The organism is Actinomyces sp. ZJ308, assembly GCF_011752065.1.
Lineage (GTDB): Bacteria > Actinomycetota > Actinomycetes > Actinomycetales > Actinomycetaceae > Actinomyces.
The window spans coordinates 45852-64546 of the sequence record NZ_JAAIJY010000002.1; the positions used below are offsets into that span (position 1 = coordinate 45852).

The 18695-nt window shown below is 73.4% G+C and carries 13 protein-coding genes and 1 pseudogene; 8 read left to right on the forward strand and 6 right to left on the reverse strand.

What is annotated here, in order from left to right; translation table 11 throughout:
• Positions 1 to 26: 26 nt before the first annotated feature.
• Positions 27 to 968, forward strand: coding sequence for a macro domain-containing protein (locus HCR68_RS01205; protein ID WP_167145421.1), 942 nt, complete (start codon positions 27 to 29; stop codon positions 966 to 968).
• Positions 969 to 993: 25 nt separating this feature from the next.
• On the opposite strand, the gene HCR68_RS01210 is transcribed toward HCR68_RS01205, so the two are convergent.
• On the reverse strand, positions 994 to 2436 hold the full coding sequence (locus HCR68_RS01210) for a glutamate-1-semialdehyde 2,1-aminomutase (protein ID WP_167145651.1): 1443 nt from the start codon (positions 2434 to 2436) through the stop codon (positions 994 to 996).
• A gap of 730 nt (positions 2437 to 3166) precedes the next feature.
• Here HCR68_RS01210 and HCR68_RS01215 point away from each other — a divergent pair.
• Positions 3167 to 4138, forward strand: a complete 972-nt coding sequence (locus HCR68_RS01215; protein ID WP_243858858.1) for an alpha/beta fold hydrolase — start codon at positions 3167 to 3169, stop codon at positions 4136 to 4138.
• 61 nt (positions 4139 to 4199) lie between these two features.
• On the opposite strand, the gene hemB is transcribed toward HCR68_RS01215, so the two are convergent.
• The 5 genes and pseudogenes from hemB to HCR68_RS01240 all read right to left on the reverse strand — a co-directional run.
• Positions 4200 to 5249, reverse strand: coding sequence for a porphobilinogen synthase (hemB, locus tag HCR68_RS01220; RefSeq protein ID WP_167145424.1), 1050 nt, complete (start codon positions 5247 to 5249; stop codon positions 4200 to 4202).
• A 309-nt stretch (positions 5250 to 5558) separates the two neighbouring features.
• On the reverse strand, positions 5559 to 6575 hold the full coding sequence (locus HCR68_RS01225; protein ID WP_167145425.1) for a uroporphyrinogen-III synthase: 1017 nt from the start codon (positions 6573 to 6575) through the stop codon (positions 5559 to 5561).
• Positions 6576 to 6579: 4 nt separating this feature from the next.
• A complete protein-coding gene (locus HCR68_RS01230; RefSeq protein WP_347878288.1) occupies positions 6580 to 8016 on the reverse strand; it encodes a hydroxymethylbilane synthase in 1437 nt (478 codons plus the stop codon).
• A 119-nt stretch (positions 8017 to 8135) separates the two neighbouring features.
• A complete protein-coding gene (locus HCR68_RS01235; RefSeq protein WP_167145427.1) occupies positions 8136 to 10106 on the reverse strand; it encodes an NAD(P)-binding protein in 1971 nt (656 codons plus the stop codon).
• Positions 10107 to 10351: 245 nt separating this feature from the next.
• Positions 10352 to 11662 (reverse strand): annotated as a pseudogene (locus HCR68_RS01240) (uroporphyrinogen decarboxylase); the annotation flags it as partial.
• Between the two features lie 189 nt (positions 11663 to 11851).
• On the opposite strand from HCR68_RS01240, the gene HCR68_RS01245 reads away from it, so the two are divergent.
• The 6 genes from HCR68_RS01245 (at position 11852) to HCR68_RS01270 (ending at position 18618) form a co-directional block, all read left to right on the forward strand.
• Positions 11852 to 13456 carry a glutamyl-tRNA reductase gene (locus HCR68_RS01245; RefSeq protein ID WP_167145429.1) on the forward strand — a complete coding sequence of 535 codons (1605 nt, stop codon included), beginning with the start codon at positions 11852 to 11854 and terminating at the stop codon, positions 13454 to 13456.
• Positions 13457 to 13547: 91 nt separating this feature from the next.
• On the forward strand, positions 13548 to 15026 hold the full coding sequence (locus HCR68_RS01250; protein WP_167145655.1) for a ferrochelatase: 1479 nt from the start codon (positions 13548 to 13550) through the stop codon (positions 15024 to 15026).
• 125 nt (positions 15027 to 15151) lie between these two features.
• Positions 15152 to 15952 (forward strand): hydrogen peroxide-dependent heme synthase, encoded by an 801-nt coding sequence (gene hemQ / locus HCR68_RS01255; RefSeq protein ID WP_167145431.1) that lies wholly within the window; start codon positions 15152 to 15154, stop codon positions 15950 to 15952.
• Positions 15953 to 16221: 269 nt separating this feature from the next.
• On the forward strand, positions 16222 to 16731 hold the full coding sequence (locus HCR68_RS01260; RefSeq protein WP_167145433.1) for a DNA starvation/stationary phase protection protein: 510 nt from the start codon (positions 16222 to 16224) through the stop codon (positions 16729 to 16731).
• Positions 16732 to 16911: 180 nt separating this feature from the next.
• The gene (locus tag HCR68_RS01265) at positions 16912 to 17616 is read left to right on the forward strand and encodes a hypothetical protein (RefSeq protein WP_167145435.1); all 705 of its coding nucleotides are present in this window, start codon (positions 16912 to 16914) and stop codon (positions 17614 to 17616) included.
• Positions 17617 to 18120: 504 nt separating this feature from the next.
• Positions 18121 to 18618, forward strand: a complete 498-nt coding sequence (locus HCR68_RS01270; RefSeq protein WP_167145436.1) for a DNA starvation/stationary phase protection protein — start codon at positions 18121 to 18123, stop codon at positions 18616 to 18618.
• The last annotated feature ends 77 nt before the right edge of the window (positions 18619 to 18695 follow it).

The following is an 18695-nucleotide window of genomic DNA, read 5'->3' on the forward strand; positions in this document are numbered from 1 at the left end:
GGCAGAACATTACGTTTTGATATCCTATGATGGCCCGCGTGAAGTTGGAGTCCCATGTCAGTCACGCTGTCAGAGCCCGATGGGCAGTACCCGTCGGCGCCTCGGGCCGCGACGCACTGGTGCGCCACCTGGTCTACGCCTTCCTGCGCTCCGACCCCGAGGGGGCCACGGACTGGATCGACTCGACGGTCCCCACCGACCCCGACGAGCTGCGCACCATGCTCGACTTCCTCCTGACCGCCCGGCCCCCGGCGCCCCTGCCCGAGGACATCGCCGCCGACCTCGACACCCTCCTGGAGGCCGAGGCCGCCGAGCGCGGCATGGTCGACGCCACCGAGATCCCGCCCCTGGCGATCACCGACCACGTGCCCGGCCTGCTGGGCCGCAACGTGGCCTTCTGGCGCGGCGACCTGACCCGTCTGCGCGCCGGCGCCGTCCTCAACGCCGCCAACTCCGGGATGCTCGGCTGCTTCGCGCCCGGGCACCGCTGCATCGACAACATCATCCACGCCGTCGCCGGCCCGGCCCTGCGCGCCGAGTGCGCCCGCTACATGACCTGGGCGGAGACCTTCGACCCTACCCGCCGCCAGGGCGGGGAGCCCGCCGGCCGGGCCGTCTTCACCGGCGGCTACCACCTGCCCGCCCAGCACGTCATCCACTCGGTGGGCCCCATCATCGAGGATGGCCGCAAGCCCACCCTGCACGACCGGCGCCTGCTGTCCTCGTGCTACACGAGCGTCCTCAACGTCGCGCACGCCGCGGGGCTGGGCAGCGTCGGCCTGTGCTCGCTGTCTACGGGCGTCTTCGGCTACCCCAAGCGCCAGGCCGCCCTGGTGACCCTGGAGACGATCGGCCGCTGGCTGGCGGCCCACCCAGACTCCCGGCTGCGCATCGTCATCAGCCTCAACGCCGACGTCGACGTCGCCGCCTACGAGGCCGCCCTCGCCCCGCCGCCCTGGAGGCCGTAACGGAACCGCTGTTGGACGCGGCCGGTTACGACCGGTCGTGACTGTCTGCTGAGGCGGCGGCGCGCGCGGCAGCCGGAGCCGCGGCGGCAATGGCCTCCAGCTCCGCCTCGCCGTGCGCGGCCGAGACGAACCAGGCCTCGAACACCGACGGCGGCAGGCTCACCCCGGCCTCGAGGAAGGCGTGGAAGAAGGGGCCGTAGCGCCAGGTCTCCTGAGCCCTGGCCGCCTCGTAGTCGCTCACGCCGAGGTCCGCCGCCCGCCTGCCGAACATGATCGAGAACAGGGAGCCCGCCCGCTGCACGCGGTGGGCAACCCCCTGCTCGGTCAGGGCCCGCGAGACCGCCTCGCCGATGGCCCGGGAGTGCTTGGCCACCGAGGCGTAGACGGCGTCGTCGGCCAGCTGGAGCGTGGCCAGGCCGGCCGCCGTGGCCAGCGGGTTCCCCGAGAGCGTGCCCGCCTGGTAGACGGGCCCGTCCGGCGCCAGCAGGTCCATGACCTCCACGCGACCGCCGACGGCGGCCAGCGGCATCCCGCCGCCCACCACCTTGCCGAAGGTCACCAGGTCCGGGACCCAGGTGGCGCGCTCGCGCCAGTCGGCGCCCGGCCAGGAGGGGGCGACATCGGAGGCAGGCGCGGTCGCGGAGGCGCCGGGAACGGCGTCGGTGTCGGCGGTGAAGGCCGGCAGGTCCGAGGCCCAGCCGTCGACGGCCTCCAGGCCCCACCAGCCGGCCGGTCCCACGCGGAAGCCCGTGAGGACCTCGTCGAGGATCATGAGCGCGCCGTGCTCGGCGGTCACGCGGCGGATCGCGGCATTGAAGCCGGGCGCCGGCGGGACGATCCCCATGTTGGCCGGGGCGCCCTCGGTGATGACGGCGGCGATCTCCGGGCCGCGCTCGGCGAAGCAGGCCTCCAGGGCGGCGACGTCGTTGTAGGGCAGGACGATCGTCTGGGCGGCCACGGCCGCGGGCACGCCCGCGCTGCCGGGCAGGCCTCCGGTGGCCAGGCCCGAGCCGGCCGACGCGAGCAGGCCGTCGCTGTGCCCGTGGTAGCAGCCGGCGAACTTCACCACCACGTCGCGGCCGGTGGCGCCGCGGGCCAGGCGCACCGCGGTCATCGTCGCCTCGGTGCCGGTGGACACGAAACGGACCTTCTGCGCGGCCGGGACCCGACGGCGGACCTCCTCGGCCAGGAGCGTCTCGGTGGCGGTGGGCGCGCCGAAGGACAGGCCGCGGGCGGCGGCGTCCTGCACCGCGGCGACCACCTCGGGGTGGGCGTGTCCCAGGAGCGCCGGGCCCCACGAGCCCACGAGGTCCACGTAGCGGCGGCCCTCGGCGTCGATGACGTGGGCGCCGCTCGCCGAGGCGATGAAGCGCGGCGTGCCGCCCACCGAGCCGAAGGCGCGCACGGGGGAGTCGACGCCCCCGGGGATGACGGCGCGGGCCGCCTCGAACAGGGCTGTGTTGGTCATTCGGTTGGTCATTCGGTTGGTTGCTCGGTTGGTCGCCTCGGCGCTGGTCGCGCCGGCGGTTGCCTTGGCGGAGGTGGCGGCGGGGCGGTCTGCGGGCTGCGGCTGCTGAGTCACGGTCGATCCTGCGGGTGAAGGTGCTGGTCAGGGCTGATTCCAAACCTACCTGACCAAGGTGGCCGGCTGCGGAGTTGACCGGTTGGGATGGCCGACGAAGGCGAAAAGTGTCCGTTCTGGCGACTTTTCAGGCGGTAGGAACAGGTGCTTCCCGGAAACATCGCAGGTCAGAGAGTGATTACTTCTGGATACTCAGTGGCAGAGGCATCTAAAAGTCTCCGCCGTGGACACTTTGGCGACTTCGTGGCATACGGGCTGAGTCGTGTTGCAAAACCGGGGCTGCGGGGGTCTCTCAGAGCCGCAGCGAGGCACACGCCCCGTCGCGGTCGTACCTTGTGTCGCGCGGTCGGAGGGGTAGAGAGTACGACCGCGCGACCTACCCTACGACCGCGCCGACGCCCCATCGTGTTGTCGCAACAGGGCCTGCTTCGCCATGACCGGCGGCGAGACCAGCTCGCAGGACCGAGCCTCCTCCACGCAGGTTGGGCGCATGGCGTCTCTCTGGGCGCGCTTGGGAGGTACCGCCAGGACCTTCCAGGCGGGTGCGCTGTGATGTCACCCTGAAGACCTGAACAATGACCATCAGCTGAAACCACCAGCAGAGGAGAGACGAGTGATGACTGAGCAGCACGGTCGACGATCCGAGTCGCCCGGGGACGATATGAAACGACGCACCATCCTGACCGCGGGCTCGCTCGCCGCCGCCGGGGCACTGGCCGGCCTGAGCGCCTGCTCCAGGGCGAGCAGCAGCACCTCCACGGCGAGGACCGGCGCGGCCCCCAGCGTGAGCGGCGCCGTCTCTCCGGGAGCCACGCAGTCCATGGGCTCGCAGCAGACCTACACCGTCACCACCGAGCAGCTGGGCTTCGAGAGCGCCGGCAACCGCATCTACGGCGAGGTCAAGCGCCCCGACGTCCAAGGACGCGCACCGGTGGTCATCGTGAGCCACGGCTTCGGCGGCAACCACACCCAGACGCCGCACATGCAGGAGCTGCTGGCCCAGCACGGCGTCGTCGTCTACAGCTTCGACTTCGCCGGAGGCAGCGGCTACGAGTCCGGTCAGAGCGAAGGCAGCATGACGGACATGTCGGTGATGACCGAGGTGCAGAACCTCCGCGACGCGCTCACCCTCGTTCAGGGGCTCGACTACATCGACCCCAACCGCATCTACCTCATCGGAGCCAGCCAGGGCGGCGTCGTCACCACGCTCGTGGCCGAGGACAACCCCAGCGGCATCCCCGGCATCGCGCTGATCTACCCGGCCTTTTCGCTGTTCGACGACGCCCACGAGCGCTTCCCCACCAGGGAGGACATCACCGACACCACCAACCTCATGGGCCTGACCGTGGGCCGCAGGTACTTCGAGGACGTCTACGACGTCACCATCGACGACCACATGACCTTCGCCGGGCAGGTCCTCATCTTCCACGGAACGGCGGATGACATCGTGCCGATCTCCTACTCGCAGCGAGCCTCGACCACCTTCGCCAACGCCACCCTGACCACACTGGACGGCGAGGGACACGGGTTCACCGAGGCCGCCCAGGAGACCGTCGCCGACGGCATCCTGCGCATGACCACCGGGTGACGGCCCATCGCCGGAGCCCGGCTCCGCGCCCGCCCGGCAGGCCCTCGCGAGACGACCCCACTCAGCGCAGGGCCGGGTTCTCGGCGATCTCCCGGGCCCAATAGGTCAGGACCATGTCCGCCCCCGCCCGCACGATCCCCAGCACCGACTCGGCGATGACGCGCTCGCGGTCGACCCACCCGCGCCGGGCGGCCGCCTCCACCATCGCGTACTCGCCGCTGACCTGGTAGGCGGCCACCGGCACCGGGGAGGAGGCGACGACGTCGGCCAGCACGTCCAGGTAGGGGCCGGCCGGCTTGACCATGACGATGTCCGCCCCCTCGGCGACGTCGAGCATCACCTCGCGCAGGCCCTCGCGACGGTTGGCCGGATCCTGCTGGTAGGCGCGCCGGTCCCCGGTGAGCGTGGAGCCCACGGCCTCCCGGAACGGCCCGAAGTAGGCCGAGGCGTACTTCGCCGAGTAGGCCAGGATCGCGACGTCGTCGTGCCCGGTGGCGTCCAGGGCGGTGCGGATCGCGGCGACCTGCCCGTCCATCATTCCCGACGGCGAGACCATGTGGGCCCCGGCCTCCGCCTGCGCCACCGCCATCGCCTGGTAGGCGGCCAGCGTGGCGTCGTTGTCGACCTCGCCGGCGCGCGGGCCGCCCTGGCGGATCAGCCCGCAGTGGCCGTGGCTCGTGAACTCATCCAGGCACGTGTCCGCGCACACGACGACGTCGTCCCCGACCTCCGCGCGCACGGCCGCGATCCCGCGGTTGAGGATGCCGTCCTCGGCCCAGGCCGCGGTGCCGGACTCGTCGCGCTTGGCCGGCACGCCGAACAGATCGATGGCGCCGATGCCGGCCTCGGCGCAGGCGGCGGCCTCACGGCGCAGCGAGTCCAGCGTGTGCTGGACGACCCCCGGCATGGCCTCCACGGGACGGGGTGCGTCAATGTCCTCGCGCACGAACACCGGCAGGATGAGGGCGGCCGGGTCCACGGTGTGCTCGCGCGCCAGGCGGCGCATCGCCGGGGTGGTGCGCAGGCGGCGGGGGCGGATCGTGGGGGCCTGCGGGGCCGGGACGGCGCGGCGGGACAGGAAGTCGGCGGCCGGTCGAAGGGCGTCGGTCATGTGGTGCTCCTGGGGTCGTTGGTCGTCTCGTAGCCGGGTAGTCCGGGGAAGCGTTGGAATGACAGGGTTATGTGGATGCAGTGAGGTGAGGACGGTCCCGTGCTTACGGGGGCTGAGAGGGGCGAGGAGGTGCCCCGGATACCGGTTTGTGTCACGAATGGAGACTTTTAAGGGCCGGAGTTGAGGGCGCAGCTCCCGGCGCCTTCGCACATCCGGTCCTGACCTGGGCAGACGTCTGGGACGTGGGTGTCGGATGCGTAGTGATGTCGGTGAAAAGTCGCCCAGCGTGACACTTTTGCCGATGTGCGGTCATCGTGGCGGCTCCTGCGAGAGGTGTTCGGGGTTGGCGGGGGTCTGAACGGTGTCGATGGCGGCCCGCAGGACGCCCTCGGGCGTGGGGGAGGAGGCGGTGGCGGCGACCGGCAGGCCCAGGTCTCCGGCGGCGGCCGCGGTCGTGGCGCCTATGGCCACGAGCCGGGTCTCGGGCGGGGGCGTCCCGAGCAGCTCCAGGACGGCTCGCGTCGTGGACGGGGCGGTGAGCACGACGACGTCCACGCCGCCCGCGCCCCAGGTGTGATCCAGACCCTCGGGCAGGTCGCGGGCGTCGGCCGTCACGGTCGTGTAGGCGGCCACCTGCTCGACCTCCCAGCCCGCCCGGCGCAGGCCGTCGGCCAGTGTCGGGTCGGCCAGGGCCGAGGCCGGCAGCAGCACCCGCCGCGCCGGTCCCGGGTCGGTCGTGGGCACGGCGGGAACGCTGCCGGCGGGGGTGCGCGGGGACCGCGGGGACCGCGGGGACTGCGGGGACTGCGGGGACGCGGTCGCATCGCGTGGGGTACCGGCGGGGTCCGCACCCCGATCGGCATCCCGGGGCGTGCCCGGGTCATCGACGAGGACGGGCTCCTCCAGGAGAGCAGCTGCCGAGCCCCGGGCCACCAGGTCGGGGGAGTCACCGGTGAGCTCCGTCCAGGCGCGCGCGGTCGCCGGCCCGACGACCGCCACCCGCACCGAGGAGGGCACCGGAGCGAGCAGGTACGGCGCCAGCGCCTCGACCGTGCGCGCCGAGGTGAGCACCAGCCAGGCGGCCTTACCCGCCGCGATACGTCGTGCGGTCGCCTCCAGGGCCGAGGCGTCCCCCGGAACCGTCCGAGTCACGGCCGCGCGCAGTACCTGGGCCCCGGTGCTCTCCAGTGCCGAGGCGATCCGGTCATGCTCCTTGACCCGCGGCAGCAGCACGACCCGACCCGACAGCGGCGCAGCGGCAGGCTCAGAGGCGCCCCGGCCCGGGGGGTGCCCGGCCGGGCCGTTGTCTGCGGCGGAGTCCGTCATGGTCTCAGTCCCGCCGCGGCTTGTTGGCGTGCAGGTCGACGATCTCCCCGGCGCCGTCCTCCAGCAGGATCTCAGCCACCCGGACCCCCAGCGCCGCGGCCGCCCGAACCGCCGCGCTCGTCGCCTCTCCCGGTGCATCCGCGTCGCCGGCGGCCTCGGGCAGCTCGGTGCTCAGCTCGCAGCCGACCTCCTGGGCGCCGTCGAGCGAGGTGACCACCGCCCGCAGCACGAGCACCCGCGGCGAGCAGTGAGACGCCGCCGAAGCATGCCGCCCTACCGCATCGGCCCGGTCCGGGATCCGGTCCTCACTGCGGGAGCCTTCGCCCCCGCAGGCCTGAACCGCCACGGCTCCGTCTGACTGCGAGCCGCCGTTCGCAGACCCGGCGTTCCGCCCGGTTTCGGCCATGGTGGTGTCATAGCCGTGGAGGCTGTCATTCCAGCCGATTCCGGTCCGTTCCGAGGTCTCCTCCTCGACGACGTCGCCGCCGCGCAGCCGCGCCCAGGCGCCCACCGGCGCCGCACAGCCCGCGCCGAGCCGGGCCATGAGCGCCCGCTCCGCGGTCACCGCCAGACGCGTGGGCTCGTCGTCGAGGGCCGCCACAGCCCGGGCCAACGCGGCGGAACCCATCGGGTTGTCCGCCCCATCGACGTCGTCCGCGCGCTCCTCGCTGGACGGTGCGGCCATCTCACCCGTTCTCGCCTCCACGGCCAGGGCCCCCTGGGCGGGCGCGGGCAGCATCGTCTCCAGGTCCAGGACCTCGCTCGCGCAGTGCTCCAGCCCCAGGCGCCGCAGCCCCGACAGGGCCAGGACCACGGCGTCCAGGTCCCCGGTGGCGTCGGCCCGGCCGGGTGCGACCGGCTCATCGGTACCGACCCCGGCCACCTCCAGCCCCCGCACCCGCGCCAGGCGCGTGGGCACGTTGCCACGCAGGTCCACGATCTCCAGGTCGGGCCGGGCGGCCAGCAGCTGCGCGGTCCGCCGCGGCGAGCCGGTGCCCACGCGGGCTCCCTCCGGCAGGGTCGACAGGGTCAGTCCGTCGCGGGCGCACAGGGCGTCGCGCGGGTCCTCGCGCGGCGGCACGCAGACGACCTCCAGGCCCTCGACCGGCTGCGTCGGCAGGTCCTTGAAGGAGTGGACCACCAGGTCTACCTCACCATCCAGGAGCGCATGGCGCAGCCGGGCGGCGAAGACCCCGATGCCGCCGAGCCGGTGCAGGGGCGTGCGGTCGCCGTCGCCGTCCGTGCGCACGGTGACCAGCTCAATGTTCAGATCAGCGCCCGGCCCAGTGGCCGAGCCGCCGGGGCCGTCTCCGGGCCCGGCCGGCGCGCTACCGGCTGCGGCGCGACGCAGCGCCTCGGCGACCTGCCCGGACTGGGTCAGCGCCAGGCGCGAGCCGCGCGTTCCCAGCCGGACCCGCCCGCGCCCCTCAGCCGTGCTCATGCCCATCTCCTCCTTGATGCCGCTTGACGCTTCGGCCCCATCCAGGCGTCGTACCTTGGGGGTGCAACGCGAGACCTAATATACGAACGTGACGAGGACGTCGGACTCGGCCGGTCGCCTCACTGGCCGTTCGGGCTTGCATGCGGACTCACCCGCCGGTTCACCAGGCGCCCGGCGGCGGCGCGGGCATGCCCGACGACGGCCGCGATCCCGGTCCCCGCCACCCACGCCCCGGTGACCTCCAGGCCCGGCACCGGTGCCAGCCGCTCCTCCAGGCGCGTCGTGCGCACCCGGTAGGCGGGCGTCACCGGCGGCAGCGTCCCGTCCCAGCGCACCAGCATGTGGTCGACGACGTCGCCCGGATCGATCCGCACCCCGGTCAGGGCGGCCACGTCATCGAGCGCCACCGACAGGTCCACCTCCGGCCGGGGCCGGCCGGGCCGACCGTAGGACAGGCGCAGCGCGTGGACGTCCGGCCCGTGCAGCGCGCGCAGCTCGGCGCCGACCCACGGCCACTTGGCACTCAGGTGCGACAGCGCCTTGGCCCGAGCCGGGCAGGCCGCCTCACCCGAGTCCTCATCCGAGTCCGGCCCGCTCGTGGTCGCGGCGTCGGCGGATGCCTCGGGGGCAGCTGGGCCGGGCAGTCCGGTAGGCATGGTAAGTGCGGCAGCCTCGGCAGCCCCCGGTCCCACGTCACCCGGGCCAGGACCGTCCGGCGCCGCCGCGCCGGTGGAAACCTCGGGAGCGGCAGGAACAGCAGATCCGGCGGGCCCGGCAGGCTCCGCGGGCGCCACGAGCAGGCCCGACCCCACCGGCTCACCGCTGAGCCCGGGAGCACGCGCCACCAGCGTGAAGCGGGCGATCGGCGCCCCCACCGGCACGGTCAGGTCCGTCGCGCTCGCGGGCAGGCCCGGCACGCCCCGCAGCAGCCGCAGCGCGGCACTCGCTGAGCAGGCCAGGACGACCCGGTCGGTGACCACGACCTCCTCGGCGCCGTCGGGCACGGGCTCCTCCGACGGCGTCGGCCCCCGACGCGTCGGCGCGATCCCGACCCTCCACGTGCCCGAGTCCTCGTTGCCGTCCGGCAGCAGCCACTGGGCGCCGGTGCGGGTGCGCACGCTCCCGCCGCCGGCCTCGATCGCCTCGCGCAGCGCGTCGGTGAGCCGGAACAGCCCGCCCTCGACGGCCGCGTCCACGCTCCGCCCGCCGGCGCCGTCCTGGCGCGCCCGACGCCGCTCCAGCACCGCGGCCACGGCCGCACTGAGCGAGCCCAGCTCCGCGGTGGCCCGCCGCAGCCCGGGCGCGACGACGTCGGCCGCCAGGTCCGCCGGGTCCGCCGAGTGAATCCCCGCGACGATCGGGCGCACGAGCCGCTCCAGGACGCCGGAGCCCATCCGGGCGGTGACGAAGGAGGCCAGGTCGGCCGGGTCCTCGGGGCCGGTGCCCACGCTCCCGGGCAGGGTGGCGTCCTGCGCGGCCCTGCGCGCGGCCTCGGCCCCGATGATGCCCACGACGTCGGGCGCCATCGGGTCCGCGGGGATCCCCAGATAGGCGTCCTGCGGGAATCGGTGCAGGGCCCAGCCGGAGCTCCCCTCGCGATGGGATCCGTCCGCCGCGCCGACGCCGCCGTCGGCCGGTGCCAGGGGCGGCAGGAAGAGCCTCGGTCGGCCGTGCGGTGCGGTGGCGCGCAGGCCGAGCTCCGCCAGCATCGAGGTGGCGGCCTCGCCGCGCACCACGAAGCCCTCGGCCCCCAGGTCCAGCCGTGCGCCGCCGATCCGCCCGGCCGCGACGAGCCCGCCGGTGTAGCCGCGCGCCTCGATGAGCAGAGGCCGCAGCCCGGCGCGCACCAGGTCCCACGCCGCCGTCAGCCCGGCGATCCCGCCGCCGACGACGAGCGCGTCCCACCGCTGAACCGGCGCCTGCCAGTCGTCAGAGCCCACAGGCCGCTCACCGGTCCCGGGGGGACTCGCAGAACCGGCCGCGGTGGCTTCCGGCGACTCGACCGTCTCGGGGCCGGGCCCGGCGGGACTCGCTTGCCCCCAGTGCCCGTCCGCCTTGTGGCCCCCGTTGTCCTGCGGATTCAGGGTCATTCAGCGGCCCTCCCGTGTCCATCCCGTCCGGGCGTGCGTGTCGTGCGGGCCAGCGGCCTGCCGCCGGGTCCCCGCGGCGCCTGGCGGCCGGGAACCTGCCGGTCCTGCCGGCCGGGGCCCCGCTGTCCGGGATCTCCGGCAGCGCCCTCGGTCGGCGAGCCCGCGCCCGATCCTGTGACCGACCCGGTGTCCGCCGGCGTCCCCGAAGGCGTCGCTGCCACAGTCTGCGCCGCCGAGTCCGCGACGGCGTCCCAGCCGGCCAGCGCCACGGACTCCCACTCCTGCGAGCCGTGCACCCGCGCCACGATCCGGGTGAGCACGTCCGCATCGGTGGCCGGCGACACCCCGTGCCCCAGGTTAACCACGTGCCCCGGTGCCGCGCGCCCCGCGGCCAGGACCGCGTCCACCTCCTGGGCCACCAGCGGCCACGGCGCCGCCAGGAGCGCCGGGTCGAGATTGCCCTGAACCGGGCAGGCCCCCGTCCGCGAGTCGGCCCGGGCCAGAGCCTCGATCGCCTCACCGAGCTCGATGCGCTCATCGACGCCGACGGCGTCGGCCCCCGCCTGACGCATGAGCCCCAGCAGCCGGGCCGTGCCGGTCCCGAAGTGGATGAGGGGCGCCGCCCGGCCGGTGGTGGGGGAGACTGCCGCCCGGGCCGCATCCAGGGCGAGCGCCGAGTAGGGCGCCACGCGCTCGCGGTAGGCGCGCGGCGACAGCGAGCCCGCCCAGGAGTCGAAGAGCTGGGCCGCGGCGGCACCGGCGCGCACCTGGGTGGCGATGAACTCGCCGGTCAGGCGCGCGCACCAGGTCATGAGCTTCTCCCAGGCCTCGGGGTCGGCTCGCATGAGCGTGCGTGCCGCCAGGTGGTCGCGGCTGGGCCGGCCCTCCACGAGGTAGGCCGCCAGCGTGAAGGGCGCCCCGCCGAAGGCGAGCACCGGCGTCCACCCGGCCGCCCCGGCGCTGTGCTCCAGTCCCGCGCGGGCCCGCTCGCCCAGGGACTCGCGCACGCCCGGCGTCTGCGGGCTGCCGAGCTCGACGACGACGCGGCGCACCGCCTCCTCGATCGCCACCACGCCCTCGGCCCCGGGACCGTCACCGAAGCGGCGGGCGACCAGCTCCCTCACCTCGGCCGCACTGCGCACCGGGGCGTCCAGTACCGGCCCGATGCCCTCCTCGATGCGCACGCCCACGCCGGCCAGGCGCAGCGGCACCATGATGTCGGAGAAGAGGACGGCCGCGTCGACGCCGTGGCGCCGCACCGGCTGCAGCGTCGCCTCCGCCGCGAGCTCGGGATCCAGACAGGCGTCCAGCATCGCCAGGCCGGCGCGCTCCCGCAGCGCGCGGTACTCCGGCAGGGACCGGCCGGCCTGACGCATGAACCACACGGGCGTGCGCGCCGGTCTGCGACCCGCCAACGCCTCCAGGATCGCGGGCTCCGCCGTCCGATCGGCGTCAATTGAATTGCGTGAAGAGCCGCTGACTAAATCGCCGTGATCGCCCACGGAATACTGACGCCGTGTGCCTTCCTTGCGATAAGGAAACTGAATCCGAGACATATTCACCAACCTCTTCGTGTGTGAGTCCACAGGTGAGTTTTGTGTGTTATCACAAGGCAAGCCCCGTGTCGCCCTGATAGTGACAGGATGTCAGAAATAGTGTGATGACGCATTGTCCTGACGTTGGGTGCGTATCGCCACGCCGCTATTGTGCCCGCACCCCTGCATGATGTTTCAATAGCGCTCGCTGTGACTACTCATCTTCTCTCCGCCGACCACCGACTCCCGGGCCTCGACGTCGTCGCCCGGCTCGGTGCGGTCGCTCCCGGACTGGGGCCGGCCCTCATGGCGGCCGTGCCCGCGCTGCGCGGGATCGTCGTCCTGTCCACCTGCAACCGCCTGGCCCTCCTGCTCGACGCCGACTCCTGGGCCGACACGGGGTGCCCGGCCGCCCTCGACACGGTGACCCTCCACTCCGGTCTCGTCCCGGCGGCCGCGACGCAGGCCGCCACCGAGCCCGGCGCGGCCGGGGCCGAGGCCGGAACTGAGACCGGAGCCGAGCACCAGGCGCCGTCGGACCTGGGGCGGGCCGTCTCCGACCTCCTGGCCGAGCGCGCCGGCCTCGCCCCGGGAAGCCTCCACCTGACCCACCTGGCCGGGGCTCCCGCCCGCCGCGAGATGCTCGCCATCGCCGCGGGCCTGAGCTCCATGGTGGTCGGCGAGTCCCAGATCGTCGGCCAGGTCCGCCGCGCCGCCGAGACCGCCGAGGCCGAGGGCACCCTCAGCCCCGACCTCGTGCGGGTCGTCGAGCGCGCCTCGGCCGCCGCCCGCCGGGTCGCCCACGAGACCGAGCTGTCCGGCCAGGGGCGCAGCGTCGTCGCCGTCGGCGTCGAGCAGGCCGCCCGTCACCTACCGCCCCTGGAGGGCTGCCGCGCGCTCATCGTCGGCACCGGCTCCTACGCCGGCGCCACCGTTGCCGCCCTGCGCGCCCGTGGCCTGACGGACATCGCCGTCTACTCCGCCTCCAACCGGGCCGAGACCTTCGCCGCCGGCCACGACCTGCGCCCCGTCCCCGCCGACGCCCTGGGCCGGGCCATGAGCCGCGCCGACCTCGTCGTCACCTGCCGCGGTGTGGGCGGCCCGGTGCTGACCGCCGACGTCGTCGCCCCCGTCGCCGCTGAGCGGCTCCGCCCCGGCGGCAGTGCCAGCCGGGATGCCGACCGGACCGCCACCCGCCCGCTCGTCATCCTCGACCTGGCCCTGACCCGCGACGTCGACGAGACCGTCGGCGCCCTGCCCGGCGTCATCCACCTCGACCTGGCCGGGGTGCGCGACGCCGTTCCCGCCGCCGAGGCCCAGCAGGTGGCCGCCGCCCGCGCCATCGTCGAGGCCGAGGCCGCCGACTTCGAGTGCACCCTGGCCGGCCGGGCCATGGACCCCCTCATCACCGCCCTGCGCGCCCAGGTGGGCCGTGTCGTCGCCGAGGAGGTGGCGCGCCTGCGCCCGCAGCCCGCACGCCGACTCGCCCTGGCCGTGCCCGCCGTCGACGGACGCGCCGGAACCGGGGTGAACGGTGTCAACAGCGCCGACGCCGCCGCGGGCGCCTGCCCTCGGAGCCATGCCGCGTCCCCGGCCGACGTCGAACCCGGCCTCGAGTCCCACCCGGAGGCCGACGGCGAGCCGATGGTCTCCCTCGCCCAGGCCGAGCGCGCCCTGAACCACCTGGCCGCCCGCCTCCTCCACCAGCCCACCGTCATGGCCCGCCGCGCCGGCCAGGAGGGTCGTGAGGAGGCCTATCGCCAGGCCCTTGAGCTCGTCTGGGGCCTGGAGACCGCAGGAGAGAGCCTTGACTGACACCGCCGCGTCCACCTCCGGTCCCGCCGAGGGCTCGGCCGCCGCTCACGGCGCCGACCCGGCCGCCGGCCTCAGCACCGACCTCACCGGTATCCCGGCCAGCATCCCCGCCGCCGACCCGCTGGCCCCCTACGACGCCGTCCTCCTGCTGTCCTACGGCGGTCCCCGACGTCCCGAGGACGTCCTGCCCTTCATGCGCAACGCCACCGCCGGCCGCGGAGTGCCCGACTCGCGCCTCCTGGAGGTCTCCGGCCACTACCAGGGCTTCGGCGGCGCCTCCCCGATCAACGCGCGCAATGCCGAGCTTCGCGATGCCCTCCAGGCCCGCCTGGCCGAGCGCGGATCCCGGCTGCCGATCGTCGTCGGCAACCGCAACTGGCACCCCTTCGTCAGCGAGGCCCTGCGCGAGCTCGCCGACGCCGGAGCCCGACACATCCTGGCCCTGCCCACCGCCGCCTTCGGGTCCTACTCCGGCTGCCGCCAGTACCGCGAGGACCTGGCCGGCGCCGTCGCCCTGCTCGCCGCGGGCGCGGACGGCTCCACCGGAGACGGGTTCGAGGCCGACGCCGTCGCCCGGGTCGGCGGGGACGGCGGCGGGCCCGTGGACCTCACCGTGGACAAGACGCGCCCCTACTACAACACCCCCGGGCTGCTGGAGGCTAACGTCGACGCCATCGTCCGGGCCTACGGCGAGCTGGCCGAGCAGGACGTGGCCGCCGCCGACGTGCGCCTCGTGCTCGTCACCCACTCCATCCCCCTGGGCATGGAGGCAGGCTCCGCACCGGGCCCCGGCTCCGACGACGCCCCCAGCGGCCCCGACGCCCCCAGCGTCCCCGACATCGGCGGCTCGTCCGCATCCGACGCCGGGGCGCCCCGAGGGTACTCGGCGGGTCACCCCGGCCGGCGCTCGGCCGCCCGGTCTCCGGCGCAGCCCACCTCCCGGCTCGCGGAGCACCTCACCGGCCGGCGCGAGCCCGGCGTCGCCGCGGACCTGTCCACGGAGGTCTCCTACGTCGCCCAGCACGAGGCCCTCGCCGCGGTTCTCGTCCCCGAGGTCGCCCGCCGCCTCGGTCTGGAGCGGGTGGAGGCCGACCTCGTCTACTGCTCACGCTCCGGACCGCCCCAGGCACGCTGGCTCGAGCCCGACGTCAATGACCACCTCGAGGCCCTGGCCGCCGGCCGCCTGACCGACGGCCGCCCGACCGCCCGGCCCGCGGGCGTCGTCGTGGCGCCCTTCGGGTTCATCTCCGACCACATGGAGGTCGTCTTCGACCTCGACACCGAGGCCGCCCAGACCGCCCGGGACCTGGGGGTGCCGTACGCGCGCGCCGCCACGGCCGGCACCCACCCGGCCTTCGTCGACTCCCTGGTCGACATCCTCATCGAGCGGGCCGCCGCCGCCCGAGGCGAGGACGTCCACCCCGGCTCGACCACCGGCGTCGGACCCTTCCACACCGTCTGCCCGCCGACCTGCTGCCGCCCCGGCAACCGCCATCCCGGCCACCACCTGGCCCACGGTGCCGACGGCGAGCACGCCGGCGGGCACCAGCCCGCCATGAGTCGGCCATGAGCCGGCCGTGACCAGGTGCGATCGGACCTCGACCCGCCCCGTCCAGTGACTGACCGCCCCTGTCGGGGCGGATGAGTCCCCGATAGCCTCAAGCCCAGCAGCTCCGGAAGAATCAAGGAGAAGAGATGAGCACCGACACCCACGGCCACCCCGGCGGCCACCCCGGCGAGAGTGGTCTGCACCGCTTCGAGGACGAGGAGCGCCGCCCCCACCGCGACCCCCGCGACGCCACCGACGTCGACCTGGAGGCCATCAACAACCAGTACCACTACACCCTCTACGCCGTCTTCCGCCTGGCCCGCCCCCTGCCCGCCTCCCAGCCCGAGCGCGAGCAGCTCCTGGGTGAGAGCGCCGACTTCGTCGAGGCCGGCGGCGTGACGACGCGCGGCTGGTACGACGTCGGCGGCCTGCGCGCCGACGCCGACCTGCTCGTGTGGTGGCTCGACGACGACCCCGAGGTCCTCCAGAACGCCTACCACCGCCTGCGCGGCAGCGCGCTGGGACGCTACCTGGAGCCGGTGTGGTCCTGCATGGGGCTGCACACGCCCGCCGAGTTCAACCCCCGCCACGTGCCGGCCTGCCTGGCCGGGGTGGCGCCGCGCGACTGGGTCATGGTCTACCCCTTCGTGCGCTCCTACGAGTGGTACCTGCTCGACCCCGAGGAGCGCTCGCGCATGATGGCCCAGCACGGCCGCCACGGCTTCTCCAAGTACCCCGACGTCAAGGGCTCGACCCTGGCGACCTTCGGCCTGAGCGACTACGAGTGGATCCTCGGCTTCGAGGCCGACACCCTCGACCGGCTCGAAGGGGTGCTGCACCACCAGCGCTACACGGACGCGCGCATGCATGTGCGCGTGGACACGCCCTTCTACACCGGGCGCCGCGTCAGCCCCCAGGAGTGGGCCGAGCGCCAGCCCTGGGCCTGACGGGGCCGGCGGCCTCCAGCACGGCGGCCCTGGCCGGCACGCGACCAACACTCAACCGGCACGATGTGAGCCGGCTCGTCGCCGTCGGGGACATTCGACGCCGTCGGGGACACTTTTCTGTAGCCGGGGACATCCTGCGCGTGCAGGGACAGAAACTCCGCACCCGCACGCGCAGGATGCCCCCGCCCGGGAGGTGGCGCACCCGTACGCGTGACATGTCCCCGTCGGTGGCCAGCCTGCCTCAAGACAAACGGCTTAGGGTGGGTGGCATGAGTGCAGAGACCAGAGCAGAGACCGCAGCCGCACCATCCGTCACCTTCGCCTTCACTGCCTCCGCCGCCCTGAGCGACAGCCTCCAGCGCGTGCTGGTCGACCTCATTGCGCTGGGCATCGCCACCAAGCAGGCCCACTGGAACATCGTGGGTGCGAACTTCCGCGACCTTCACCTGAACTTCGACGACGTCGTCGGCATCGCCCGCGAGGGCTCCGACGAGGTCGCCGAGCGCATGCGGGCCATCAACGCGACCCCCGACGGCCGCCCGGCCACCGTCGCCGCCGACTCCACCGTCCCGACCCTGCCCAAGGACGAGATCACCGTCTCCGAGGGCGTCGCCTACGTCGTCTCCGCCATCGAGGCCGCCGTGGCCACGCTGCGCGGCGTGCACGACGCCGTCGATGACGAGGACCCGACGTCGGCCGGCATCCTGGAGGACCTGACCGGCAAGCTCGAGCAGCAGGCCTGGTTCATCTCCTCGCAGGACCGCAAGCCCGTGCGTTGAGCGCGGCGTCCGACATCCGACGACGGGCGGTTCCGGCCACTTCCGGGACCGCCCGTCGTCGCTGGAGAGCCGAAAGACGGACCTCCCGCGACGAACGTCGAGACACGCTCGTGACCTTCGCGGTAGTGTCGACGGGTTGGTTTCCGCCGGGTTGAATCCGGCCGACTGGGAGGAGCCCCTGTGACACGTGTCGAGAGCCGCCCCGTGAACCGGGTCGGAGCCCGCCGTTGGACTGCCGTGCTGGGCTGCCTGCTGCTGGCCGGCTCGCTGACTCTGAGCGGCTGCTCGTCCAGCAACTCCAGGTCCGGAGAGAAGAGCGCCGCGAGCGGCGCGGGCACAACCGGTCACTCGACGTCGTCGCCCTCGGGTGTCGCCACGGCGTCGAGCAGCGCCGGGCCGGTCACGGCGGCCTCCCTGTCCGACGCCCAGCTGGGCTACACCATCACCGCCATCCCGGCCGGCCTGGATGTCACCCAGGTCAAGATCCTCCAGGACTTCGTGGCCTACGACCAGATGTCCTGGCGGCTCTGGGTCGGCGGCGGCCAGGACGTCAGCAAGGTGCCCACCGTGACCACCGGCAACCTCCAGCAGCAGCTCACCGATGACGCCACCAATATGCAGAACAAGGGGGAGAGGGCCAAAACCCCGGTCAGGGTCGCGGTCTCCGAGGTCGCCATGAGCGCCGACGGCCAGAGCGCCACCGTCTCCTACTGCGTGGACATGACGCAGGTGACCTTCGTTGACGCTCAGGGCAAGGACGTCACGGACCCCACTAACAAGGCCCAGATCCCGGCCAGGAACACGATGGTGCCCGGAAGTGACGGACGCTGGCTCGCCTCCGAGGAGGAGGAGACCGGAGAGCCGAATACCTGCTCGGCCGGCTGATATCTCCGGAGCCGCCGTGACATGATTGCTCTCGCCTTTCTTCGACACCTTCTCCCGAAACATCCAGTGTCCTGTCGGGGAAGAAGGGAGTCGGAAGGAGGTGGGGGTCGTGTCCAAGCCGAAAGGCCGACACGGGCAAGTCCGCAAGGACAAGGAAACGGCCCGGAAGGTGAGCGAACTATTAACCGCAATCGCTCGCCTGATCCGGGCCGTCAGTGTCCTTGTGGATACCCTCGGCAAGTGGTTCGGATGAGCCGCTTACCTAGGGGAGCCGTCCGGTAGCCGCCGGAGAGCTCCCCGTCATTATGCCAGCCGGCTCGCGCCAGTGTCCATGCGCTGCCGAGTGCCGTCGTCGTCCTGTTGATGGGTGAGGAGCTGCTACCCGCCATCAGCTTGGTCGAGGGGGTGTTCGCGCAGGTGAGCCTTGGTTCCAGGTGAGGCTTGGCTTGCCTGTGAATCATAAGTAACACCCACAGTGGCTGGCGAAGTAGTAAGGTAATAGCCATGAACGCAGACACCATGACTACCCCGTCCATCAACCTCTCCTTCACCGCCTCCGCCGCCCTGAGCGACAACCTCCAGCGCGTCCTGACCGACCTCATCGCCCTGGAGCTCGTGGGCAAGCAGATCCACTGGAACGTCGTCGGCCCGAACTTCCGCGACATCCACCGCAACCTGGACGACGTCGTCGACATCGCCCGCGAGGGCTCCGACGAGGTCGCCGAGCGCATGCGGGCCATCAACGCGACCCCCGACGGCCGCCCGGCCACCGTCGCCGCCGCCACCACCGTCCCGGCCGCCCCCGAGGGCGAGGTCCTCACCAGCGAGGGTGTCGCCTACATCGTCTCCGCCATCGAGGCCGTCGTGGCCACGCTGCGCGGCGTGGACGAGGACGTCGACGCCGAGGACCCCACCTCCTCCGGCATCGTCGAGGACCTCATCGGCAAGCTCGAGCAGCAGGCCTGGTTCCTCTCCGCGGAGATCCGCAAGCCCGTCCGCTGAGCCCGAGGCTCGCGCCGACGCGCTGACTCATCACGTGGGGCCCACCTCCTGGCGAGGGTGGGCCCTACGTCGTGTCT

Coding starts and splice junctions, on each gene's coding strand:
- HCR68_RS01230 (WP_347878288.1), bottom strand. CDS start 8,016: ATGAGCACGGCTGAGGGGCGCGGGCGGGTCCGGCTGGGAACGCGCGGC.
- HCR68_RS01225 (WP_167145425.1), bottom strand. CDS start 6,575: ATGACGGACTCCGCCGCAGACAACGGCCCGGCCGGGCACCCCCCGGGC.
- hemB (WP_167145424.1), bottom strand. CDS start 5,249: ATGACCGACGCCCTTCGACCGGCCGCCGACTTCCTGTCCCGCCGCGCC.
- HCR68_RS01215 (WP_243858858.1), top strand. CDS start 3,167: ATGACTGAGCAGCACGGTCGACGATCCGAGTCGCCCGGGGACGATATG.
- HCR68_RS01235 (WP_167145427.1), bottom strand. CDS start 10,106: ATGACCCTGAATCCGCAGGACAACGGGGGCCACAAGGCGGACGGGCAC.
- HCR68_RS01260 (WP_167145433.1), top strand. CDS start 16,222: ATGAGTGCAGAGACCAGAGCAGAGACCGCAGCCGCACCATCCGTCACC.
- hemQ (WP_167145431.1), top strand. CDS start 15,152: ATGAGCACCGACACCCACGGCCACCCCGGCGGCCACCCCGGCGAGAGT.
- HCR68_RS01210 (WP_167145651.1), bottom strand. CDS start 2,436: ATGACCAACACAGCCCTGTTCGAGGCGGCCCGCGCCGTCATCCCCGGG.
- HCR68_RS01270 (WP_167145436.1), top strand. CDS start 18,121: ATGAACGCAGACACCATGACTACCCCGTCCATCAACCTCTCCTTCACC.
- HCR68_RS01205 (WP_167145421.1), top strand. CDS start 27: ATGATGGCCCGCGTGAAGTTGGAGTCCCATGTCAGTCACGCTGTCAGA.